The organism is Roseomonas aeriglobus (assembly GCA_016937575.1).
Classification (GTDB): Bacteria; Pseudomonadota; Alphaproteobacteria; order Sphingomonadales; family Sphingomonadaceae; genus Sphingomonas; species Sphingomonas aerigloba.
In genome coordinates, this window is record JAFHKN010000002.1 from 1,970,727 (window position 1) to 1,987,340 (window position 16,614).

At 66.5% G+C, this 16,614-nt stretch carries 14 protein-coding genes and 1 tRNA gene; 7 read left to right on the forward strand and 8 right to left on the reverse strand.

Going from position 1 to position 16,614, the window contains the following annotated elements:
- The first annotated feature begins 129 nt into the window (after window positions 1–129).
- The 5 genes from JW805_09910 to JW805_09930 all read left to right on the forward strand — a co-directional run bounded on the left by JW805_09910 (window position 130) and on the right by JW805_09930 (window position 5,321).
- Window positions 130–825 carry a response regulator transcription factor gene (locus JW805_09910; protein MBN2972329.1) on the forward strand — a complete coding sequence of 232 codons (696 nt, stop codon included), beginning with the start codon at window positions 130–132 and terminating at the stop codon, window positions 823–825.
- On the forward strand, window positions 822–2,168 hold the full coding sequence (locus JW805_09915) for a hypothetical protein (protein MBN2972330.1): 1,347 nt from the start codon (window positions 822–824) through the stop codon (window positions 2,166–2,168). Before JW805_09910 ends, JW805_09915 begins: the two co-directional genes overlap by 4 nt.
- A gap of 162 nt (window positions 2,169–2,330) precedes the next feature.
- Window positions 2,331–3,041: a carbonic anhydrase gene (locus tag JW805_09920; GenBank protein MBN2972331.1), complete on the forward strand. Its 711-nt coding sequence runs from the start codon at window positions 2,331–2,333 to the stop codon at window positions 3,039–3,041.
- Between the two features lie 85 nt (window positions 3,042–3,126).
- Window positions 3,127–4,707 (forward strand): SulP family inorganic anion transporter, encoded by a 1,581-nt coding sequence (locus JW805_09925; GenBank protein MBN2972332.1) that lies wholly within the window; start codon window positions 3,127–3,129, stop codon window positions 4,705–4,707.
- Entirely contained in the window at window positions 4,704–5,321 is a 618-nt protein-coding gene (locus JW805_09930) for a carbonic anhydrase (GenBank protein ID MBN2972333.1), read from the forward strand. The genes JW805_09925 and JW805_09930 overlap by 4 nt, the downstream gene beginning before the upstream one ends.
- A 46-nt stretch (window positions 5,322–5,367) precedes the next feature.
- On the opposite strand, the gene JW805_09935 is transcribed toward JW805_09930, so the two are convergent.
- The 6 genes from JW805_09935 to JW805_09960 all read right to left on the reverse strand — a co-directional run bounded on the left by JW805_09935 (window position 5,368) and on the right by JW805_09960 (window position 12,070).
- On the reverse strand, window positions 5,368–6,072 hold the full coding sequence (locus JW805_09935; GenBank protein ID MBN2972334.1) for an HTTM domain-containing protein: 705 nt from the start codon (window positions 6,070–6,072) through the stop codon (window positions 5,368–5,370).
- On the reverse strand, window positions 6,069–6,551 hold the full coding sequence (locus JW805_09940; protein MBN2972335.1) for a hypothetical protein: 483 nt from the start codon (window positions 6,549–6,551) through the stop codon (window positions 6,069–6,071). Before JW805_09940 ends, JW805_09935 begins: the two co-directional genes overlap by 4 nt.
- Window positions 6,552–6,641: 90 nt before the next feature.
- Window positions 6,642–8,870, reverse strand: a complete 2,229-nt coding sequence (locus tag JW805_09945) for a TonB-dependent receptor (GenBank protein ID MBN2972336.1) — start codon at window positions 8,868–8,870, stop codon at window positions 6,642–6,644.
- 112 nt (window positions 8,871–8,982) lie between these two features.
- Window positions 8,983–10,743, reverse strand: a complete 1,761-nt coding sequence (locus JW805_09950) for a hypothetical protein (GenBank protein MBN2972337.1) — start codon at window positions 10,741–10,743, stop codon at window positions 8,983–8,985.
- Window positions 10,744–10,754: 11 nt separating this feature from the next.
- On the reverse strand, window positions 10,755–11,660 hold the full coding sequence (locus tag JW805_09955; GenBank protein MBN2972338.1) for an ABC transporter ATP-binding protein: 906 nt from the start codon (window positions 11,658–11,660) through the stop codon (window positions 10,755–10,757).
- Entirely contained in the window at window positions 11,660–12,070 is a 411-nt protein-coding gene (locus JW805_09960) for a GntR family transcriptional regulator (GenBank protein ID MBN2972339.1), read from the reverse strand. The genes JW805_09955 and JW805_09960 overlap by 1 nt, the downstream gene beginning before the upstream one ends.
- Before the next feature lie 155 nt (window positions 12,071–12,225).
- Between JW805_09960 and JW805_09965 the strand changes: the two genes are divergently transcribed.
- The gene (locus tag JW805_09965) at window positions 12,226–14,481 is read left to right on the forward strand and encodes a S9 family peptidase (GenBank protein ID MBN2972340.1); all 2,256 of its coding nucleotides are present in this window, start codon (window positions 12,226–12,228) and stop codon (window positions 14,479–14,481) included.
- A gap of 1 nt (window position 14,482) precedes the next feature.
- Here the strand turns inward: JW805_09965 and JW805_09970 are convergent, their stop codons facing one another.
- Together JW805_09970 and hspQ are read right to left on the reverse strand one after the other, a co-directional pair.
- Window positions 14,483–15,787, reverse strand: coding sequence for a dicarboxylate/amino acid:cation symporter (locus tag JW805_09970; GenBank protein ID MBN2972341.1), 1,305 nt, complete (start codon window positions 15,785–15,787; stop codon window positions 14,483–14,485).
- Window positions 15,788–15,914: 127 nt separating this feature from the next.
- Window positions 15,915–16,247, reverse strand: coding sequence for a heat shock protein HspQ (gene hspQ / locus JW805_09975; protein MBN2972342.1), 333 nt, complete (start codon window positions 16,245–16,247; stop codon window positions 15,915–15,917).
- 182 nt (window positions 16,248–16,429) lie between these two features.
- On the opposite strand from hspQ, the gene JW805_09980 reads away from it, so the two are divergent.
- Window positions 16,430–16,519: transfer RNA gene (locus JW805_09980), tRNA-Ser, on the forward strand.
- Window positions 16,520–16,614 lie beyond the last annotated feature (95 nt).

Genomic DNA, 16,614 nt, shown 5'->3' on the forward strand with positions numbered 1-16,614 from the left:
CGTGGGGCGAGGTGGCCGTGCAGGCCCGACCGGGCGCATCGCGCGAGGATCGGCGACAACAGTCTGAGCGCGCATCGCGCCACCGCCCCCCCTTGCCTGCCGCCCCTCCGCCCCGGTAACGCTGGCACCATGATCCTGCTGGTCGAAGACGATCCCGCGCTGCGTGTCCTGACCGCGCGAGCGCTGAAAGAAAACGGGTTCGACGTCCGCCCCTGCTCCGCCGCGCCCGAAATGCTGCTGGCGATGGAGGAAGGCGACGTCGAGCTGGTCATTCTCGACATCATGCTGCCCGGCACCAGCGGGCTCGACCTGTGCCGTCGCATCCGCCGCGACAGCGATGTGCCGATCATCTTCATCAGCGCCAAGGGCAGCGAGATGGACCGGGTTGTCGGGCTTGAGCTGGGCGCCGACGACTATATCTCGAAGCCGTTCGGCACCCGCGAGCTCGTCGCGCGCGTGCGTGCGGTGCTGCGGCGGTTCGAATCGGACAGCGGCGGCAACGCTTCGCGCGGCTTGTATCGCTTCGACGGCTGGGTCGCTGACACGCCACGCCACGAGCTGCGAGCCCCGAGCGGGGCCGTGGTCGAGCTGACCGGCGCCGAATTCGACCTGCTGACGACCCTGCTCGACCACGCCGGTCGCGTCATCGCGCGCGAGAGGTTGCTCGAGCTCAGCCGCACGCGCCAGGCCGATGCGACCGACCGCAGTATCGACGTGCTGATCAGCCGCCTGCGTCGCAAGCTGTCGACGGCCGACAAGCCCGCGCCGATCGTCACCGTCCGCGGCGTCGGCTATATGCTAAGCGTGCCGGTCGAACGCGAGTGAGCCGGCGCCTGCGCCTGGTACCGCAGGGCATCATTGCCCGGCTGGTTGCGATCCTGCTCGTCACGCTGATCGTCGAATTCGCGATCAGCACCGCAATCTACGAGCAGGCGAGCGAGTTTTCCGTCCGTGAGGACGAGGCGCGGCGTCTGGCCGAACATCTCGTCATCGCAAGACGCCTGATCGCCGAACAGCCGCGCGACCGCCGCCACCAGATGGCGGGCGAATTGACCACCGACCGCTATTTCGTGCGCTGGAGCGCGATGCGCCCGACCCTGCCCGATGCGGGCGACAATCAGGAGCGGATGCGCGAACAGATCGTCACGTGGGAGCCGACGCTCGCGCGTACCGGGCTCCAGGCGCAGACATTGCCGCGTGCGGGCTCGACGATCGCGGTGGGGTTACTCCGCCTGCCGGAAGGCGACTGGCTGTTCTTCCGTACGATCGAGCCGCTTCAGACGACCGGTGCGACCTATGGTCGCATTTTCTCCAGCGTCATCATCATGCTGGCGCTGATGCTGCTGGGCGGGCTGTTTATCCGCCAGACGCTCAAGCCGATCCGCCTGCTGACCAACGCGGTCGAGCGTTTCGGCCCTGGTCTGGATCAATCGGGCGCCCAGCCCGAGCTTCCCCAGGGCGGTACGGGCGACGTGCAGCGGCTGGTCGACGCGTTCGATGCGATGCAGGCCCGCATCCGTCGCCTGATCGACGAGCGTACCCGCGCTCTCGCCGCAGTCAGCCACGACCTGCGCACCCCGCTCGCCCGCCTGCGCCTGCGCGTCGAGGCGGTCGATGACCCGAGCCTGCGGCGCGAAGTCGAATCGGACCTGGAGGGGATGGAGGCGATGGTGACCTCGCTCCTCGCCTTTCTGGGCGGCGACGGAGAGCCGGAGACGCGCCGGCTGATCGACTTGGCGGTGCTATGCGCGAGCATCGTCGACGACGCGAACGACCATGGCCATGACATCACCTATGATGGCCCTGCCCATCTCGAGCTATGGGTTCGTCCGCTCGGCATCCGGCGGGCGGTCGTCAATCTCGTCGAGAATGCCGTGCGCTACGGCAGTGAAGCGGCGCTCGAACTGACGATCGACGGCGACGGCGTCGTCATCTGCGTCACCGACAACGGCCCCGGCATTCCGGAGGAATCGATGATGCTGGTTCGAGAGCCATTCGTCCGGCTCGACCATGCGCGGCAACGCGACACCAACGGCTTCGGCCTGGGTCTGTCGATCGTCGAGCGCGCCGTGGCCGACGAGAGCGGGGAGTTCACGTTGGCCAATCGCGACAGCGGCGGGCTGGCGGCGATGATCCGACTGCCCTTTCGTGCCGGAGCGGCCGACTGACAGCGTCGTGCCGCCACCTGCGCGGGCGCACCGCGAAGCCGTCCCGGACAAATTTGCATCAGCAACACTTCGTTACAGTGGGCGGTGGGTACGGAAAGGTCGCACCCGCTACATCCTCGTTCGAACCGGCGCATGGGCGCTGCAATTTCGAGGGTGTCTCCAATGCCGCATACCAACGACGTCATCGGCCGCGTTTTCGGTTTCGAGAACGAAGTGTTCGCCAATGAAGCCGGCCTGTACGGCAAGCTCGCGCACGAGGGCCAGGCGCCGAAGGTGCTGATCATTTCCTGTTCCGACTCGCGCGTGGTGCCGGAGCAGATCATGCAGGCCAAGCCGGGCGAGCTGTTCGTGATCCGCAACGCCGGCAACATCGTACCCCCCTTCGCGCAGCAGAACGGCGGCGTCACCGCCACGATCGAATATGCGGTCGCGGCGCTGGGCGTCACCGACGTCGTGATCTGCGGCCATTCGGGCTGCGGGGCGATGGGCGCGCTGACCAATCCGGAAGGGCTGGACGCGTTGCCGAGCGTGAAGGCCTGGCTGAAGCACAGCCATGCGGCCAAATCGGTCGTCGACCACAGCTATCCCGAACTCGACGGGCAGGCCGCGATCCGCGCCGCCAGCCTTGAGAACGTCGTCGTGCAGCTCCAGCATCTGCGCACCCACCCTGCCGTCGCCAGCCGCATCGCCAAGGGCGAGCTGACGCTGCACGGCTGGTTCGTCGACATCCACAGTGGCGGGATCCTCGCGCTGGACGGCGAACAGGGTCGGTTCAAGCCGGTGCGCGATGGCGAGGACCTGCCTGTCGCGCTGTCGCCTGCGCGCCGCCTGGCCGCCGACTTCGTCGAAACCGAAGACGCCGTCGCCGCCTAACCGTTCCCTCACCTGAAGCGGCCGTCCCAAACCTCCCCCAAATCCCCTCGCGGGCGGCCGCTTCATTTTTTTCCAGGGAAGTTTCATGAGCAAAATCCTGCCGTTCGCCGGCTGGAAACAGGATGTGCCAGCGTCGATCGTCGTCGCACTGGTCGCCCTCCCCCTGTGTCTCGGTGTCGCGCTCGCTTCGGGCGCGCCTTTGTTTTCAGGGCTGATCGCGGGCATCGTCGGCGGCATCGTCGTCGGTTTCCTGTCCAAGTCGCCACTGTCGGTCAGCGGTCCCGCCGCCGGTCTGACGACCATCGTCTTCGCCGCGATCGAACGGCTGCCCACCTTCGAGGCGTTCCTCCTCGCAGTCGTCCTCGCGGGCGCACTGCAGATGATCTTTTCCCTGTCGCGCAGCGGCGTGCTTGCCGAATTCGTGCCTTCGTCGGTCATCACCGGCATGCTGGCGGCGATCGGCCTGATCCTCATCCTCAAGCAGATCCCGCACGCCGTCGGCTATGACGGCGACCCGGAAGGAAGCTTTTCCTTCTCGCAGGGCGACGGTCTGAACACGATCACCGCAGTCTTCTACAGCTTCGCCAACCAGCTGACGTTGGGGGCCGTCGTCATCTCCGCGGTTTCGATCGCCTTCCTGTTCTGGTGGGATGCAAACCGGCCAAAGGATGGCCCGTTGAAGCTGTTGCCCGGCCCGTTGGTCGTCGTCGTGGCGGCAGTGGCGTTGAACGCGCTGTTCGGGATGGTCGCGCCGGGCGTCCAGCTGCAGGAAAAGCATCTGGTGCAGGTGCCGATCGCCAATGGCCTGGGCGGGTTCGTCGACCTGTTCACCTTCCCGGATTTCACCCAGATCGGCAATTCGACCGTGTGGACGGTCGCGATCACCCTCGCCATCGTCGCCAGCCTGGAATCGCTGCTGAGCGTGAAGGCGGTCGACGAGCTCGACAGCCAGCGCCGTACGACCGACAAGAACCGCGAGCTGTTCGCGCAGGGCGGCGGCAACATGATCTCCGGGCTGATCGGCGGTCTGCCGGTGACATCGGTCATCGTGCGGTCGTCGGCGAACGTCGATTCGGGCGCAACCAGCAAGCTGTCGACGATCCTGCACGGCACCTGGCTGTTGTTGTCGGTGCTGCTGATCCCGTTCCTGCTGAACCTGATCCCTCTCGCCGCACTCGCGGCGGTGTTGATCCAGACCGGTTACAAGCTGACCAAGCCGTCGCTCTATACCAAGCGCTGGAAGCAGGGTGTGACGCAGTTCGTGCCGTTCGTCGCGACGGTAGCAGCGATCCTGTTCACCGACCTGCTGATCGGCATCGGCATCGGCCTGGCCATCGGCTTCATATTCGTCATCGCTCGCAACTTCCGCACCGCGCTGGTGTCGGTCGACGACGGGCATGGCAATGTGATGATCGCTGCCCGCCGCAACCTGTATTTCATCCACAAATATGAACTGCAGAAGTGCCTGAACGCGGTGCCCGAGGGGTCGAAGCTGCTGATCGATCTGTCGGCGACGTCCTATGTCGATCTCGACAATATCGACGTCATCAACGCCTTCATCCGCGGCGCCGAATTCAAGAATATTCGGGTCATGGTGCGCGGCGACATCGCCGAACGCAGCGCGCCGCTCATCAATGCGCCGCGCCGGGAGCTGGTACATATATGAACGACGAATCCCTGCTGCTGCTCGCCAACAAGGCCTGGGCCGCCCAGCTGAAGGACGAGCGGCCCGACTATTTCGAACGGCACGCTGCCGAGCAGAACCCCAATTTTCTGTGGATCGGCTGTTCCGACAGCCGCGTCGCACCGGATCAGATCACCAACTCGCCGCCGGGCGTGATGTCGATCCACCGGAACGTCGCCAATCTGATCCATGAGGATGACGACAATCTGATGGCGGTGCTCCAGGTCGCGCTGGAAAAGACCAAGGTCAGCCACATCATCATCTGCGGCCATGACGGCTGTGGTGGCGTCGCGCACGGCATGCATCAGGATGCGACCGGCGCGGTGGCGCACTGGGTCCGCGACGTGGGCGAGCTGTACGAACGGCATCGCACCGAACTGCGCGGGCTCGATGATCGCGAGCGGATCAACCGCATGGTCGAGCTGAACGTTCGTGAGCAGGTCGACCGCCTGGCGCGCCTTCCCCTGGTTCGCGCGGCGTTCGAACGCGGCCAGCCCCTGACCATCCACGGCTGGATCTACGGGCTGGCCGATGGCCTGATCCGCCCGATCCTGAGCGTGACCGAAGCGGACGTGCGGCAGATGCAGGCGGCCTGACCGCGCCGTGCCCGGGCGCGTTTCGGCACGCCCGGGCCGCGCGGTGTCAGCCGACCGCGCGGTCGTGCAGCCACAGGATCGACGGATAGGCGCACAGCCAGATCCAGAAGAAGCGATTGAGCCCGAAGAGGCAGGCGTTCGCCAGGTGGAACGTCGCCGAGATGACCAGCGCCGCGATCAGCGCCGGGCGCGAGAGTAGGGCGATCGGAAAGGCCAATTCGAACAACATCACCGCCCAGCCGGCTACCAGAAGCGTGCGCGGACGGTTCGCCCACCGGCGCAAATTCTCGCCTGCGGGATAGGTGGAGAACAGGAACACGTCACGGAGCGCCCGGCCGCTCCGCCAGTCCGGATTCACGATCTTCACCCAGCCGGCCATAAAATAGCTGAGCAGCAGCTGCATCGCGAGATAGCCGAATGCGAGCATGCGCCACTGCGGGTCGGGCAGTGTCGCGGCGCCCGCCAGACATAGCAGGACGAGCAGGCTCATCCGGTCCGCGCCGCCATTATACGGCCCATTGAAGAACGGCAGGATGAGCAGGTGATTCGCAATCAGCGCGAGCGTCACGCCCGGCAGCCACGCGGGCGCAACGATGCCTGCCGCGACCATCGCCAGCGACAGGATCAGACGCGCCGCGAACAAGCGCCGCTCTGCCGGGCGCGCGGCAGGGCGCAGATGCTCGAGACTCTGCTGAAGGAAAACGAGCCCCGTCGCCACCGCCGTCAGCTGGACTGCGAACGCGAACGTCATCGCCCCACCAACTCCGCGATCGGGCATGGGGCGGACAGATAGCCGATATCGTCGACGACCCCGTCGCCGACGCGCCGTACGAAGCGCAGCCGGATCTGAAGCCAGGCTCCCCGGTCGCAGAGCCCATGGCGGTCGAGGTGCCGCGCGACCCGCAGCATCAATTCGCGCGCGCTATGCGCCTCGGTCGCCGGCACATCGGTCGTCACCAGCCGTTCGGCGAGGCTGACGAGATACAGGTCCTCGTTCCACTCCGGATTCCAGAGCAATCGCCGCGCCATGCCGGCCGGGGTCAGCACCGCCGGGCGGGGACGGAAGCCGCGCCAGGCCGTCGCCCGATCCTCCGGCCCGTCGACCAGGGCATAATCGAGCCGCGGACTGGCGCGCACGGCGTCGAAGAACCGCCACGACGGGACGATCGCGGGCACCAGCAGGCGCAACCCATCGAACGGGACGCGGCACAGGGTCAGCAGCGACGTCATGTTCGGCTCGGTCCGGTCCGCGTGGCAGGGCGGCGCGACCGTACACGCTATCGCCGCCGCGTACAGTGCGCCCCGCCACTTCCCGCGCCATCAGCCGATCGGCGCGCCCGCCCCCTGGTCGAAGTCGAACGCCGGCTCCGGCCGCTTGCGCGCGTTCGGTCCGCCCAACGTCCAGCTGATCCCGGCCAGCACGATCGCGCCGGGCCCCTTCTGGCGAATGCGGTCGCGGATGAGCGGCGTGTCGATGACAGTGATCGTTCGCTGGGTGTCGAGGATGTTCTGACCGGTCAGCGTCAGGCTGATCTTTTCGTTGAGCTTGCGGCGATAGCCCGCATTCAGCAGCCCGCCCGGGGCACGATAGCCCTGCGGGATCAGCTGCTCGCCGGTGAAATTGCCGCTGAGCTGGAAGAAGTCCTTCGGTGTGGGTTGCCAGCTCAGGCTGCCACGCACCGATCCGGTCGTGCCCGACCGCGGCGCGGATACCCCGGCCTGGCGCGGATCGATACGGTTCCAGAGGTAGGATCCGGACGCGTTGTACGTCAGCGTCTTCGTCACCCGCCCGCTGGCGACCAGCTCGACGCCGACCCGTTCCGCCGTCGCCAGATTGGCGCGCGTATTAAGGAATACGCCGTTGCCCAGGTCCTGAACGACATCGGTCACGCCTCCACGCGACGTACGGTAGAATCCGGTGACCGAATAAAAGGTCCCGCCCTTGCGCTTCTGCCACCCCGCCTCGAACGAATCGGTGACTTCGGGCATCAGATACGGGTTGCCGCGACGCAGGTTCAGCGGGTCGATATAGATGGTGTAGGGGTTCAGGTCCTGCCCGTTGGGCCGCTGGATGCGGCGGCTGTAGCTGGCACGCAGCTGTTGGGTCGCGCTGAGTTCATAGCCGAGATGCGCGGTGGGATAGAGCCGGAAATAGTCCCGCTCGATCTGGATGCGATCGGTACGCTGATCGAGGTCGATCTCCGCCTGCTCCCCGCGCAGGCCCAGCTGCGCCTCGAACTTGCCGGTATCGACGCGATACGTCGCGTAAAGGGCGTGGACCGCCTGGTCCCAATCGAACTGGTTCGTCAGCGACGGCACCGGCGCCAGGGCGTCGAGGCTCGCGCCGCGTACGCCGCGGAAGTCGAACTGGGCGGCGTTGAATTCGCCATGGTAGCCGAGGTTGAGCGACCCGTCCTTGCCGAGCGGGCGCTTGTAATCGACCTGTGTTTCGATGGCACTGCGGTCGAGATCGGTCGAGATCTGTTCCCGACTGGGGGCCGCCGTCGCGAACACCGTCTGCGCATCGATGCGACGGCGCTGCCGGATCGCCTCGACATTGACGTCGGCGGTCAACTCGTGCCCGCGGCCCGGCAGGGTGCGGCGCCACGACGTGCGACCACCCAAGCTGCGCATCCGCATCGCCTGAAAGGCGTCGCGATCGAAGCTGTTCGATGCCAATGCGCTGTTCGAGTCGGTGAAGGACGAAATGTCCTGCCGTCCCTCGCGATACGACACCTCACCCGACAGCTTGCTCTTCGGGCTGATGCTGTAATCCGCGCCGATCCGGGCCGACTGCATCTGCGCGCGCGCCTCCGTATCCGAAACCTGGGTCGTGGTCGTCGTGCCACCGGCAGCGTTTGCCCGAACACGATCGAGCGTGCTGTCGGCCGACCCGCGGAATCGACGATAGGCAGCGTCGCCGGTCAGGGTCAGCTTCTTGCCCGACAGCGCGCCGCTGGCGGTCAGCTGGGCGCGACCGAGCGGACCGGCGGCGGCCTTGATGGTCGCGGTGCGCGTGTTGGGCCGGACGCGCTTGGTCACCAGATTGATGACGCCGCCCGACCCTTCGGGGCTCATCGCTGCGGAAGGGTTGGTGATGATCTCGACGCGGTCGATCTGGCCCGCCGGCATCGACTGAAGCGCATCGCCACGCGACTCGCCGCGCAGCATCGCGGACGGACGGCCATCGATCAGGATCGTGACGCCCGGATCGCCGCGCAGGCTGACGTTGCCCTGCAGATCGACGTCCACGCCCGGCACCGCGCGCAGTGCATCGGCCAGCGTGCCGTTCTGGACCGCAAGATCGTTGGCGACGCTGAAGCTGGTGCGGTCGGTCGATCCGATCACCTCCGACCGCGCGCCCGTGACGACGACGTCGCCCGGCCGCTGCGGCGCGGGCTTGGCCTGCGGCGGGGCCTGGGTGGTAGCGGGCGCAGCCTGGGCGGCGAGAGCCATGCCGGAGACGCAGGTGAGCAGATGTGCGGCAATCATGTTGAAATCCCCTTTATCGGTCGATGTCGGAATGGCGCGCATCGGGGTGAGCGGCATGAGTATCCGCTGAGCAATCGCTGAATTCGCGGCTCATATCAGGCGCTTGCCTGCCCCGGCGCGACGCTGCCCCGCGTCGACCTACGTCGTTAGTGTATTAGTACAGCAATACTCAATAGTCAATCGGGCGGCGACGCTCGATCAGCGCGAAGGCGATGACCATCGGCAGGCTGAAGATCAGGCTGGCGAGCGACCACAGCGTTGCCGCCGTCGTGCCCAGCCGGCGCCGCGTCGCCAGGACGAAGGTCCCGATGGCGGAGAGGACGGCAAGCGTGATGGCGATCGCCCAGACAATGTGCGGAATAACCGGCTCGGCCTGTCGCTCGTACGACGCCTCGACCGCACCGATCCGCTCGGCTCCTTCGGCCAGCATGTAAAGGACTGGCGAGATCCAGGTGGCGCGGAACCGCATGACGTCGCTGAATTCGGGCGCGAAGTGTCGCCGCGTCAGTTCGGCCACGGCGCCATCGGGCGCGACGGACACGACGCGCTGCCATGCCGACGACGGCCCCTCGATGCTGTTCTGGCCAAAGAAGATCGACACGATCGTTCGATCGGCCAGCGGTGCGGCGTCGATGCGGCGGACGTCGGCGACTGCGCCGCCGAGCGGGATGGTGACGGCACGACCGGCTTCCCCGCCGCGCATGACTGCAGCGTCGAACAGGTGCAGCGCGCGATCGCCCAGGATCGCCACGTGTTGCCCGATCGGCTTCGGCTTGGCGACGATGACCTCGCCCGCGGGCAGCTGAAGCAATCGGATCAGCGTTCCGGTCGCCGGATCGAACCGAAACAGTGTCCCGCCCGATGCGAGGATCCCGTCACCGACGCTGACCGGCGGCGCCACGAAACCACCGGCGGGACGCAATCGACCGACCGGGCGGCGATCCTTCATCCGAAATCCGACATAGGCATCCGCGTCATGGCTGAACCGCCAGGAGGTCCCCCGCCGGTTGTCGGTCAGGTCCGATGCGACCGTGCGTGTCATTTCGCCCCGGCGCGGCAGCCATTCCATCGGCAGCGGCAGACGGACGACCTCGACACCGCGCAAATTCGGCGATTTCGGCCCCAGCGCCGCCGCGATCAGCTCGTCGCCGTTCGATCGCGACGACTGAACCAGCCCGCCGGGCGCCGACGCACCGGTGCTGACCAACGGGTTCCGCCCCAGAACGACCAGGCTCATGTGATAGGCGATCCCGCCCAGCATCAGCACCACGAAGAAGAAGGTAAAGGCCGCGGTCAGCGTGCTGAGACCAAGCAGGACGGGCTGCGTCGTCGCACGTGTACGGTCGGGGCGGTACGCGCCTGCCACCAGCACCGCCAGCAGCGCCACGATCAGCGCCGGCAACAGCAGCGCGCCAGCGCCGAAGGCCAGCGTGCCGATCATCAGCACAGCCGCCGTCGCCAGGCCGGTCCAGCCATAGCGGCGCGGCGCCACCGCGGCATAGCTGCCGCCCAGATACCCGATGAGCGCGAAGAGCGTCGCGGCAAAGGGCGCGAGCCAGTGGCGCGCATCGATCACCCGTTCCGGGTTCATCGCCTGCGTGCCGAGCAGAACCAGCAGCGGCGGCAGCATGACCGCCACGACGACGGTCGCCCCCGCCCCGGTGACGCCGGCCATGATCCGCCACGGCGCGACCGGGCGGTGAAGCAGCGCGACCCAGTGATTGAGCCGTGCGTAGCTTGCGGCCTGATAAACGCCGAAGATGGTGCCGCCCGCGGCGTAGACGACGGCCACCATCCGACAGATCTCGTCATCGTCGCTGATGCCGGGAAACAGATAGTCGAGCATCAGCAGCCCGAGCAGATGGAGCACAGCCAGCCCCGCGGCCCAGCGCGCGAAGCGGCGCAGCTCGGCGACATATAATTCGCTCATGATCGGTGCTTTCAGTGGGCCGGGCCGGCGTGGTTTCGCGTGAGAAAGGCATCGACCGCGCGGTCGAGGGACACCGGCATCGCCTGGATGCTTTTGGCGCCGAAGCCTCGCAGGTCCGTGCCGAAATCGTCGTCACGGTCGATGACGGTGAAGTGATGGACGCCGTCGATCCGGCTGTGACGCAGCAGCCCCGGGATGCCGTCCGCCGGCGGCGCGGCAAAGGGCACGTCGGCGACCCAGTGGCGGATCCGCTCGCAGAAATCGTCGGGCGTCGAGAAACTGGCGACCCGTCCGCGCTCCAGGATCAGCAGCGTATCGGCCAGCCGCTCGACCTCGTCGATCTGGTGCGAGCAGTAGAGGATCGTGCGCGCGTCGTCGTTGGTCGCGGCGATCAGCGCGTCGAGCAGTCGCCGGCGCGCGACGACGTCGAGCCCCAGCGTCGGCTCGTCGAGGATCAGCAGCTCCGGCGACTGTCCCAGCGCCAGCGCGAGGTTCAGCCCGGCGCGTTCGCCGCGCGACAATTGGCCGACCCGTTGGCGTCCCGACAGGTCGAAGCTGGCGATGACCGCATCGAACGCCGCGGCGTCCCAACGATCGGCATAATGGCTGCGCTGGACCTTCAACACGGTCTCGACCCGCGCCCAGCCGGGCAACGTATGTTCCTCGTTCACGAAGCCGATCCGTCCGCGGTCCGCCGGGGTCAGGGCGTCGGTGCGGCGCCCCAGGACGTAGCATTCCCCCGACGTCGGCAACTGAAAACCGAGCAGCTGACGAAACAGCGTCGATTTACCCGCACCATTCGCGCCGACGATCGCATGGATGCCGCCGCGCGGCAGCGCCAGATCGAGTGCGTCGAGGGCCCGCTTGCGGCCGTGGTAGCGCGTCAGCCGGCGCGTTTCGATGGCATAGTCGCTCATCACGCCGACTGCCGCACGCCGATCGCGCCCAGCGCCTCGCCGACCCGCTCGACCGCCTCGTCCGGGTTCGCGCGGATCGCGACGACCTCGTTGACGAAGCGATCGACCGCCGCGTCAAGGCGACGGTCGCGCTCCTCCGGGCTCAGCTGATCGCGCTGCGCGGCGACGTAGAGGCCAAGGCCCGCGCGGGACACCAGCCAGCCGCCCGATGTCAGTTCGGCATAGGCCTTCGCCACCGTGTTCGGATTGACCGCGAGCTGTTGGGCGAGCCCCCGCACGCTTGGCAACTGGTCACCGACCGCGAGGTCGGACGCGGTGATCTTACGCCGGATCGCGTCGACGATCTGCCCGGCGATAGACCGGCTGTCACCGGGGGCGACGGCGATGGCTAAGGGGACGGTGCGGCTCATGGCCATGATCCTTACTGTTCTATGTCACATAGAACACCTAAAACAGTCAGAGTCAAGCCGGTGGCGGCTTGCAATCGCTCGATGGCGCCGCCAGACCCAGGGGCAAGGCTCGATCCCTTGGCGATCGAGGGGGCTTGGAAACCGGGGGATGCACGATGCGCCGATCACGTTTGTTATTCGCCACCTTGCTGTGCGCGGCCGCCCTGCCCGCAGCCGCACAGACCCCGCCCCCCTCCGCGCCGCTGACGATCGAGAATGTGCTCGGCAAGGACATGCCGAACGTCAAATGGGCGCGTGACGGCGAATGGACCCGCGACGGGGCCGGGTTTCTGAAGCTGGAGGCGTCGAAGACCGTCGACGGCGGCAGGGACATCGTCCGCTACGACATCGTTACCGATGCGCGGACCGTCTTGGTCCCCGCCGAAATGCTGGTGGCATCGAAAGGCGCGAAGCCGATCGACGTGCAGGGCTACGGCTTTTCCCCCGACGAACGGAAGCTGCTGATCTACACCAACAGCAAGACGTTTCGCCGCACCAATGCTTTCGGCGATTACTGGGTGCTGGACTTGAACACCAAGGCTCTGCGCAAACTCGGCGGCGATGCCCCCGCGTCCAGCCTGATGTACGCGACCTTTTCCCCCGACGGCACGAACATCGCCTATGTCCGCGGCAATAACCTGTACGTGGAGCCGACCGCCGGCGGCGCTCCCCGCCAGCTGACGACCGACGGCAACACGCTGATCGTCAACGGCATCGGCGACTGGGTGTACGAAGAAGAATACGACTTGGCGAAGGCATGGAGCTGGAGCCCGGATTCGAAGCGGATCGCGTTCTGGCGGTTCGACACGTCGGGTGTCGGCACCTTCAACATGATCACCAATACCGAAGGCCAATATTCGCGCGTCATTCCGCTGCAATATCCGAAGGCCGGAACGGTCAATTCGGCAGCGACGGTCGGGACGATCGACGTCGCGACAGGGACGACGACCTGGATTCCGCTGGAGGGCGACCCCCGCCAGAACTACGTGCCGCAGATGAGCTGGACGCCGGATTCGCGCGCGCTGTTCCTCCAGCAATCCAACCGGCTGCAGAACGCGTACAAGGTCATCCTGGCCGATCCCACGACGGGCAAGAGCAATACGCTGTTCACCGAACGCGACGCCGCCTGGGTGGAGGCGAACCGCGATCCGACCTGGACCACCGACGGCCGCGGTTTCACCTGGCTGAGCGAACGGGACGGCTGGCGGCACCTCTATGTCGGCTCGCGCGACGGCAAGGCCATGGACCTGCGCACGCCGGGCGACTTCGACGTGATCGGCGTGCTGAATATCGACCCCAAGAGCAACTGGGTGTGGTTCACCGCGGCGCCGGGCGATCCGACACGCCGCTACCTCTACCGCGCAACGCTGACCGGCAAGAAGCGGGTCGAGCGGGTGTCGCCGGCAGGACAGATCGGAACCCACGACTATGACATGGCGCCGGGCAGCCGATACGCGCGGCACATCTTCTCGACCTACGACACCGCACCATCGACCGAGCTGGTCGACATGACCACCAACCGCGTCGTGCGCACGCTGGCGACCAACCAGCCGGTCACCGACTTCATCGCATCGCGCGGGCTCGGTAAGACCGAGTTCACCCGGCTCGACATCGGCGGCGGCACCCAGCTCGACGCGTGGATCATCAAGCCCAAGGGCTTCGACCCGTCGAAGAAATATCCGCTGTTCGTCCATGTCTACGGCGAACCCTGGGGTCAGACCGTCGCCGATCGCTTCGGCGGGCGCAACGACATGTGGCACCGGATGTTGGCGGAGCGCGGCTATATCGTCGCGAGCATTGATCCGCGCGGCACCGCGTCGCCACGCGGGCGAGCGTGGCGCAAAAGTATCTATGGGCAGGTCGGCATTCTCGCGTCCGCCGATCTGGCGGCGGGCGTGCGCAAGCTGATCGCGACCCGCAGCTATGTCGATTCCGATCGCATCGGCGTCTGGGGCTGGAGCGGCGGCGGGTCGATGACGCTGAACGCGCTGTTCCGCTATCCCGATCTGTACAAAACCGGCATCGCCGTCGCCGCGGTGTCCGACATGACGCTCTACGACACCATCTACCAGGAACGGTACATGGGCCTGCCCTCAGGCAACGCGAAGGGCTATCGCGACGGATCGCCGATCAATTTCGCGCAGAATCTGAGGGGCAATCTGCTGATGATCCATGGCACCGGCGACGACAACGTCCACTACCAGAACCTGGAGCAGGTCGTCGACAAGCTGGTCGCGAACAACAAGCATTTCGATATGATGGCGTATCCGGATCGCGCCCACGGCATCTACGAAAAGCCGGGCACGAGCCTGCATCTCTACACGCTGATGACCCGCTATCTCGAAGAGAAGCTGCCCCCCGGCCCGCGCTGACTTAGGCGGGCAGCGCGCCGGCGGGCTGCTGGTCGGCCGGCGCGGTCAGCAGCCCTTCGCGCTTGGCGACGATCGTCGGGACCAGCATCTGCCCGGCGACGTTGACCGCAGTGCGCCCCATATCGAGGATCGGATCGATCGCCAGCAGCAGCCCTGCCCCTTCGAGTGGCAGGCCGAGCGTGGTGAGCGTCAATGTCAGCATGACGGTCGCGCCGGTCAGCCCTGCGGTCGCCGCCGACCCCAGCACCGACACCATCACGATCAGCGCATAATCGCCCGCGTGCAGCGCCAGGCCGAAGAATTGCGCGACGAAGATCGCCGCCACGGCCGGATAGATAGCAGCGCACCCGTCCATCTTCGTCGTCGCACCTAGCGGCACGGCAAAGGCCGAATAGGCGCGCGGCACACCCAGCGCGCGCTCGGTCAGGTCCTGTGTCACCGGCAAGGTACCGACCGACGACCGGGTGACGAAACCCAGCTGGATTGCGGGCCATGCGCGACGGAAGAACCACAGGGGATCGACCCGATGCACGGCCAGGAGCAACGGATAGACGACCAGCAGGACGATCCCCAGCCCGACATAGACGGTCGCCGCGAACGCACCGAGCGAGGACAGCGTACTCCAGCCATAGCGGACGATCGCATCGCCGATCAGTGCGGCCGACCCGATCGGCGTCAGTGCGATCACCCAGCGGAGCAGACGGCGCAGGATCGCCAGCAGTGAGGCGTTGAACGCCAGAAACGGTTCGCCCGGTGCCCCGACGCGAACGGCCGCCGCGCCGATCGCAATCGCAACGACGATGATCTGCAGCACGTTGAACCCCAGGGCCGTCGTCGTCGTCCCTGCAGTCGTGGTCGTCGTCGCGGTCAAGCCGAGCATGTTGGCCGGGACCAGGCCCTTCAGGAAATCGAGCCACGACCCGACCGTCGTCGGCGCTGCGGCCGCCGCCGCGATCGACGCACTGCTATGGAGTCCCGGCTGCAGGGTCAGCGCCAGCACGATGCCGACCGAAACCGCGATCAGCGCAGTGATGGCGAACCACAGCAACGTCTGACCAACCAGCCGCGCGGCGTTGGGCAGATCTCGCAGCGCCGCGATCGAGCTGACGATCGCGGTGAAGACCAGCGCAGGCACCAGCGCCTTGAGCAACTGCACGAATATCTGACCGACCGTGTGAAGCGCGACTCCGACCGCTCCGTCCGCGCCGCCCGTCCGACTGGCGATCAGGCCAAGCCCGACGCCCGCGGCCATGCCGACCGCGACCTGAACGCCGAACGACGGACGGAATCTCGATGTGTGCTGCATATGCGAAGATGTCGGTTCCCCGACCCTTTGCAACAACGAAGCTTTTCTTCGATCGACCAAATCGGCGTTTGCCTGCGACATGCAGGGTACCGCCGCTTATTCGGGGCGACGGGGGCGCCCGTGTGCGTCAGTGCCGCAGGCCGGCCTTCAATTCGTACCGCCCGTCGTTCATTTCGCCGAACAGGTCGCCGATCGCGGGATGATCGACCGGCTCGTCGCTGTCGTCGCGGATCAGGTTCTGCTGGCTGACATAGGCCGTGTAGGTCGATTCGTCGTTTTCGGCGAGCAGGTGATAGAAGGGCTGGTCCTTGCGCGGGCGAATGCCTTCAGGAATTGCCTGATACCATTCCTCGCTATTGGCAAAGACCGGATCGACGTCGAAGATCACGCCGCGGAAATCGAACATGCGATGCCGCACGACTTCGCCGATCCCGAACCGCGCTGTCGAGACGCTGGGCATCGGTACGCCGGCGTCGAGTATGTCATCGGTGGAAATGCTGCGATCCATGCATCCAAGGTAAGCAGCTTTTCGCCCTGCACAAGCATGACGCTTGCCACGCCCAAATTCCTTCGCTAAGCGCGCCCCTCACGACCCGCCCCGGGGCCTTTTCAGGAAGGTGACGCCCGGCGCAAACCCCTCGCGGAGAGGTGGCAGAGTGGTCGAATGCACCGCACTCGAAATGCGGCGTGCCGGCAACGGTACCGAGGGTTCGAATCCCTCCCTCTCCGCCACTTACCTTTTGATGTTCAGACGGTGCGCGAGCTTCGCGTTCAGGTCTGTCATGTGTCCGCCACGACGTCAGACGGGGCCGGCTCTCGCCGACCCC

Coding starts and splice junctions, on each gene's coding strand:
- JW805_09910 (MBN2972329.1), top strand. CDS start 130: ATGATCCTGCTGGTCGAAGACGATCCCGCGCTGCGTGTCCTGACCGCG.
- JW805_09920 (MBN2972331.1), top strand. CDS start 2,331: ATGCCGCATACCAACGACGTCATCGGCCGCGTTTTCGGTTTCGAGAAC.
- JW805_09925 (MBN2972332.1), top strand. CDS start 3,127: ATGAGCAAAATCCTGCCGTTCGCCGGCTGGAAACAGGATGTGCCAGCG.
- JW805_09930 (MBN2972333.1), top strand. CDS start 4,704: ATGAACGACGAATCCCTGCTGCTGCTCGCCAACAAGGCCTGGGCCGCC.
- JW805_09935 (MBN2972334.1), bottom strand. CDS start 6,072: ATGACGTTCGCGTTCGCAGTCCAGCTGACGGCGGTGGCGACGGGGCTC.
- JW805_09940 (MBN2972335.1), bottom strand. CDS start 6,551: ATGACGTCGCTGCTGACCCTGTGCCGCGTCCCGTTCGATGGGTTGCGC.
- JW805_09945 (MBN2972336.1), bottom strand. CDS start 8,870: ATGCCGCTCACCCCGATGCGCGCCATTCCGACATCGACCGATAAAGGG.
- JW805_09950 (MBN2972337.1), bottom strand. CDS start 10,743: ATGAGCGAATTATATGTCGCCGAGCTGCGCCGCTTCGCGCGCTGGGCC.
- JW805_09955 (MBN2972338.1), bottom strand. CDS start 11,660: ATGAGCGACTATGCCATCGAAACGCGCCGGCTGACGCGCTACCACGGC.
- JW805_09960 (MBN2972339.1), bottom strand. CDS start 12,070: ATGAGCCGCACCGTCCCCTTAGCCATCGCCGTCGCCCCCGGTGACAGC.
- JW805_09965 (MBN2972340.1), top strand. CDS start 12,226: ATGCGCCGATCACGTTTGTTATTCGCCACCTTGCTGTGCGCGGCCGCC.
- JW805_09970 (MBN2972341.1), bottom strand. CDS start 15,787: ATGCAGCACACATCGAGATTCCGTCCGTCGTTCGGCGTTCAGGTCGCG.
- hspQ (MBN2972342.1), bottom strand. CDS start 16,247: ATGCCCAGCGTCTCGACAGCGCGGTTCGGGATCGGCGAAGTCGTGCGG.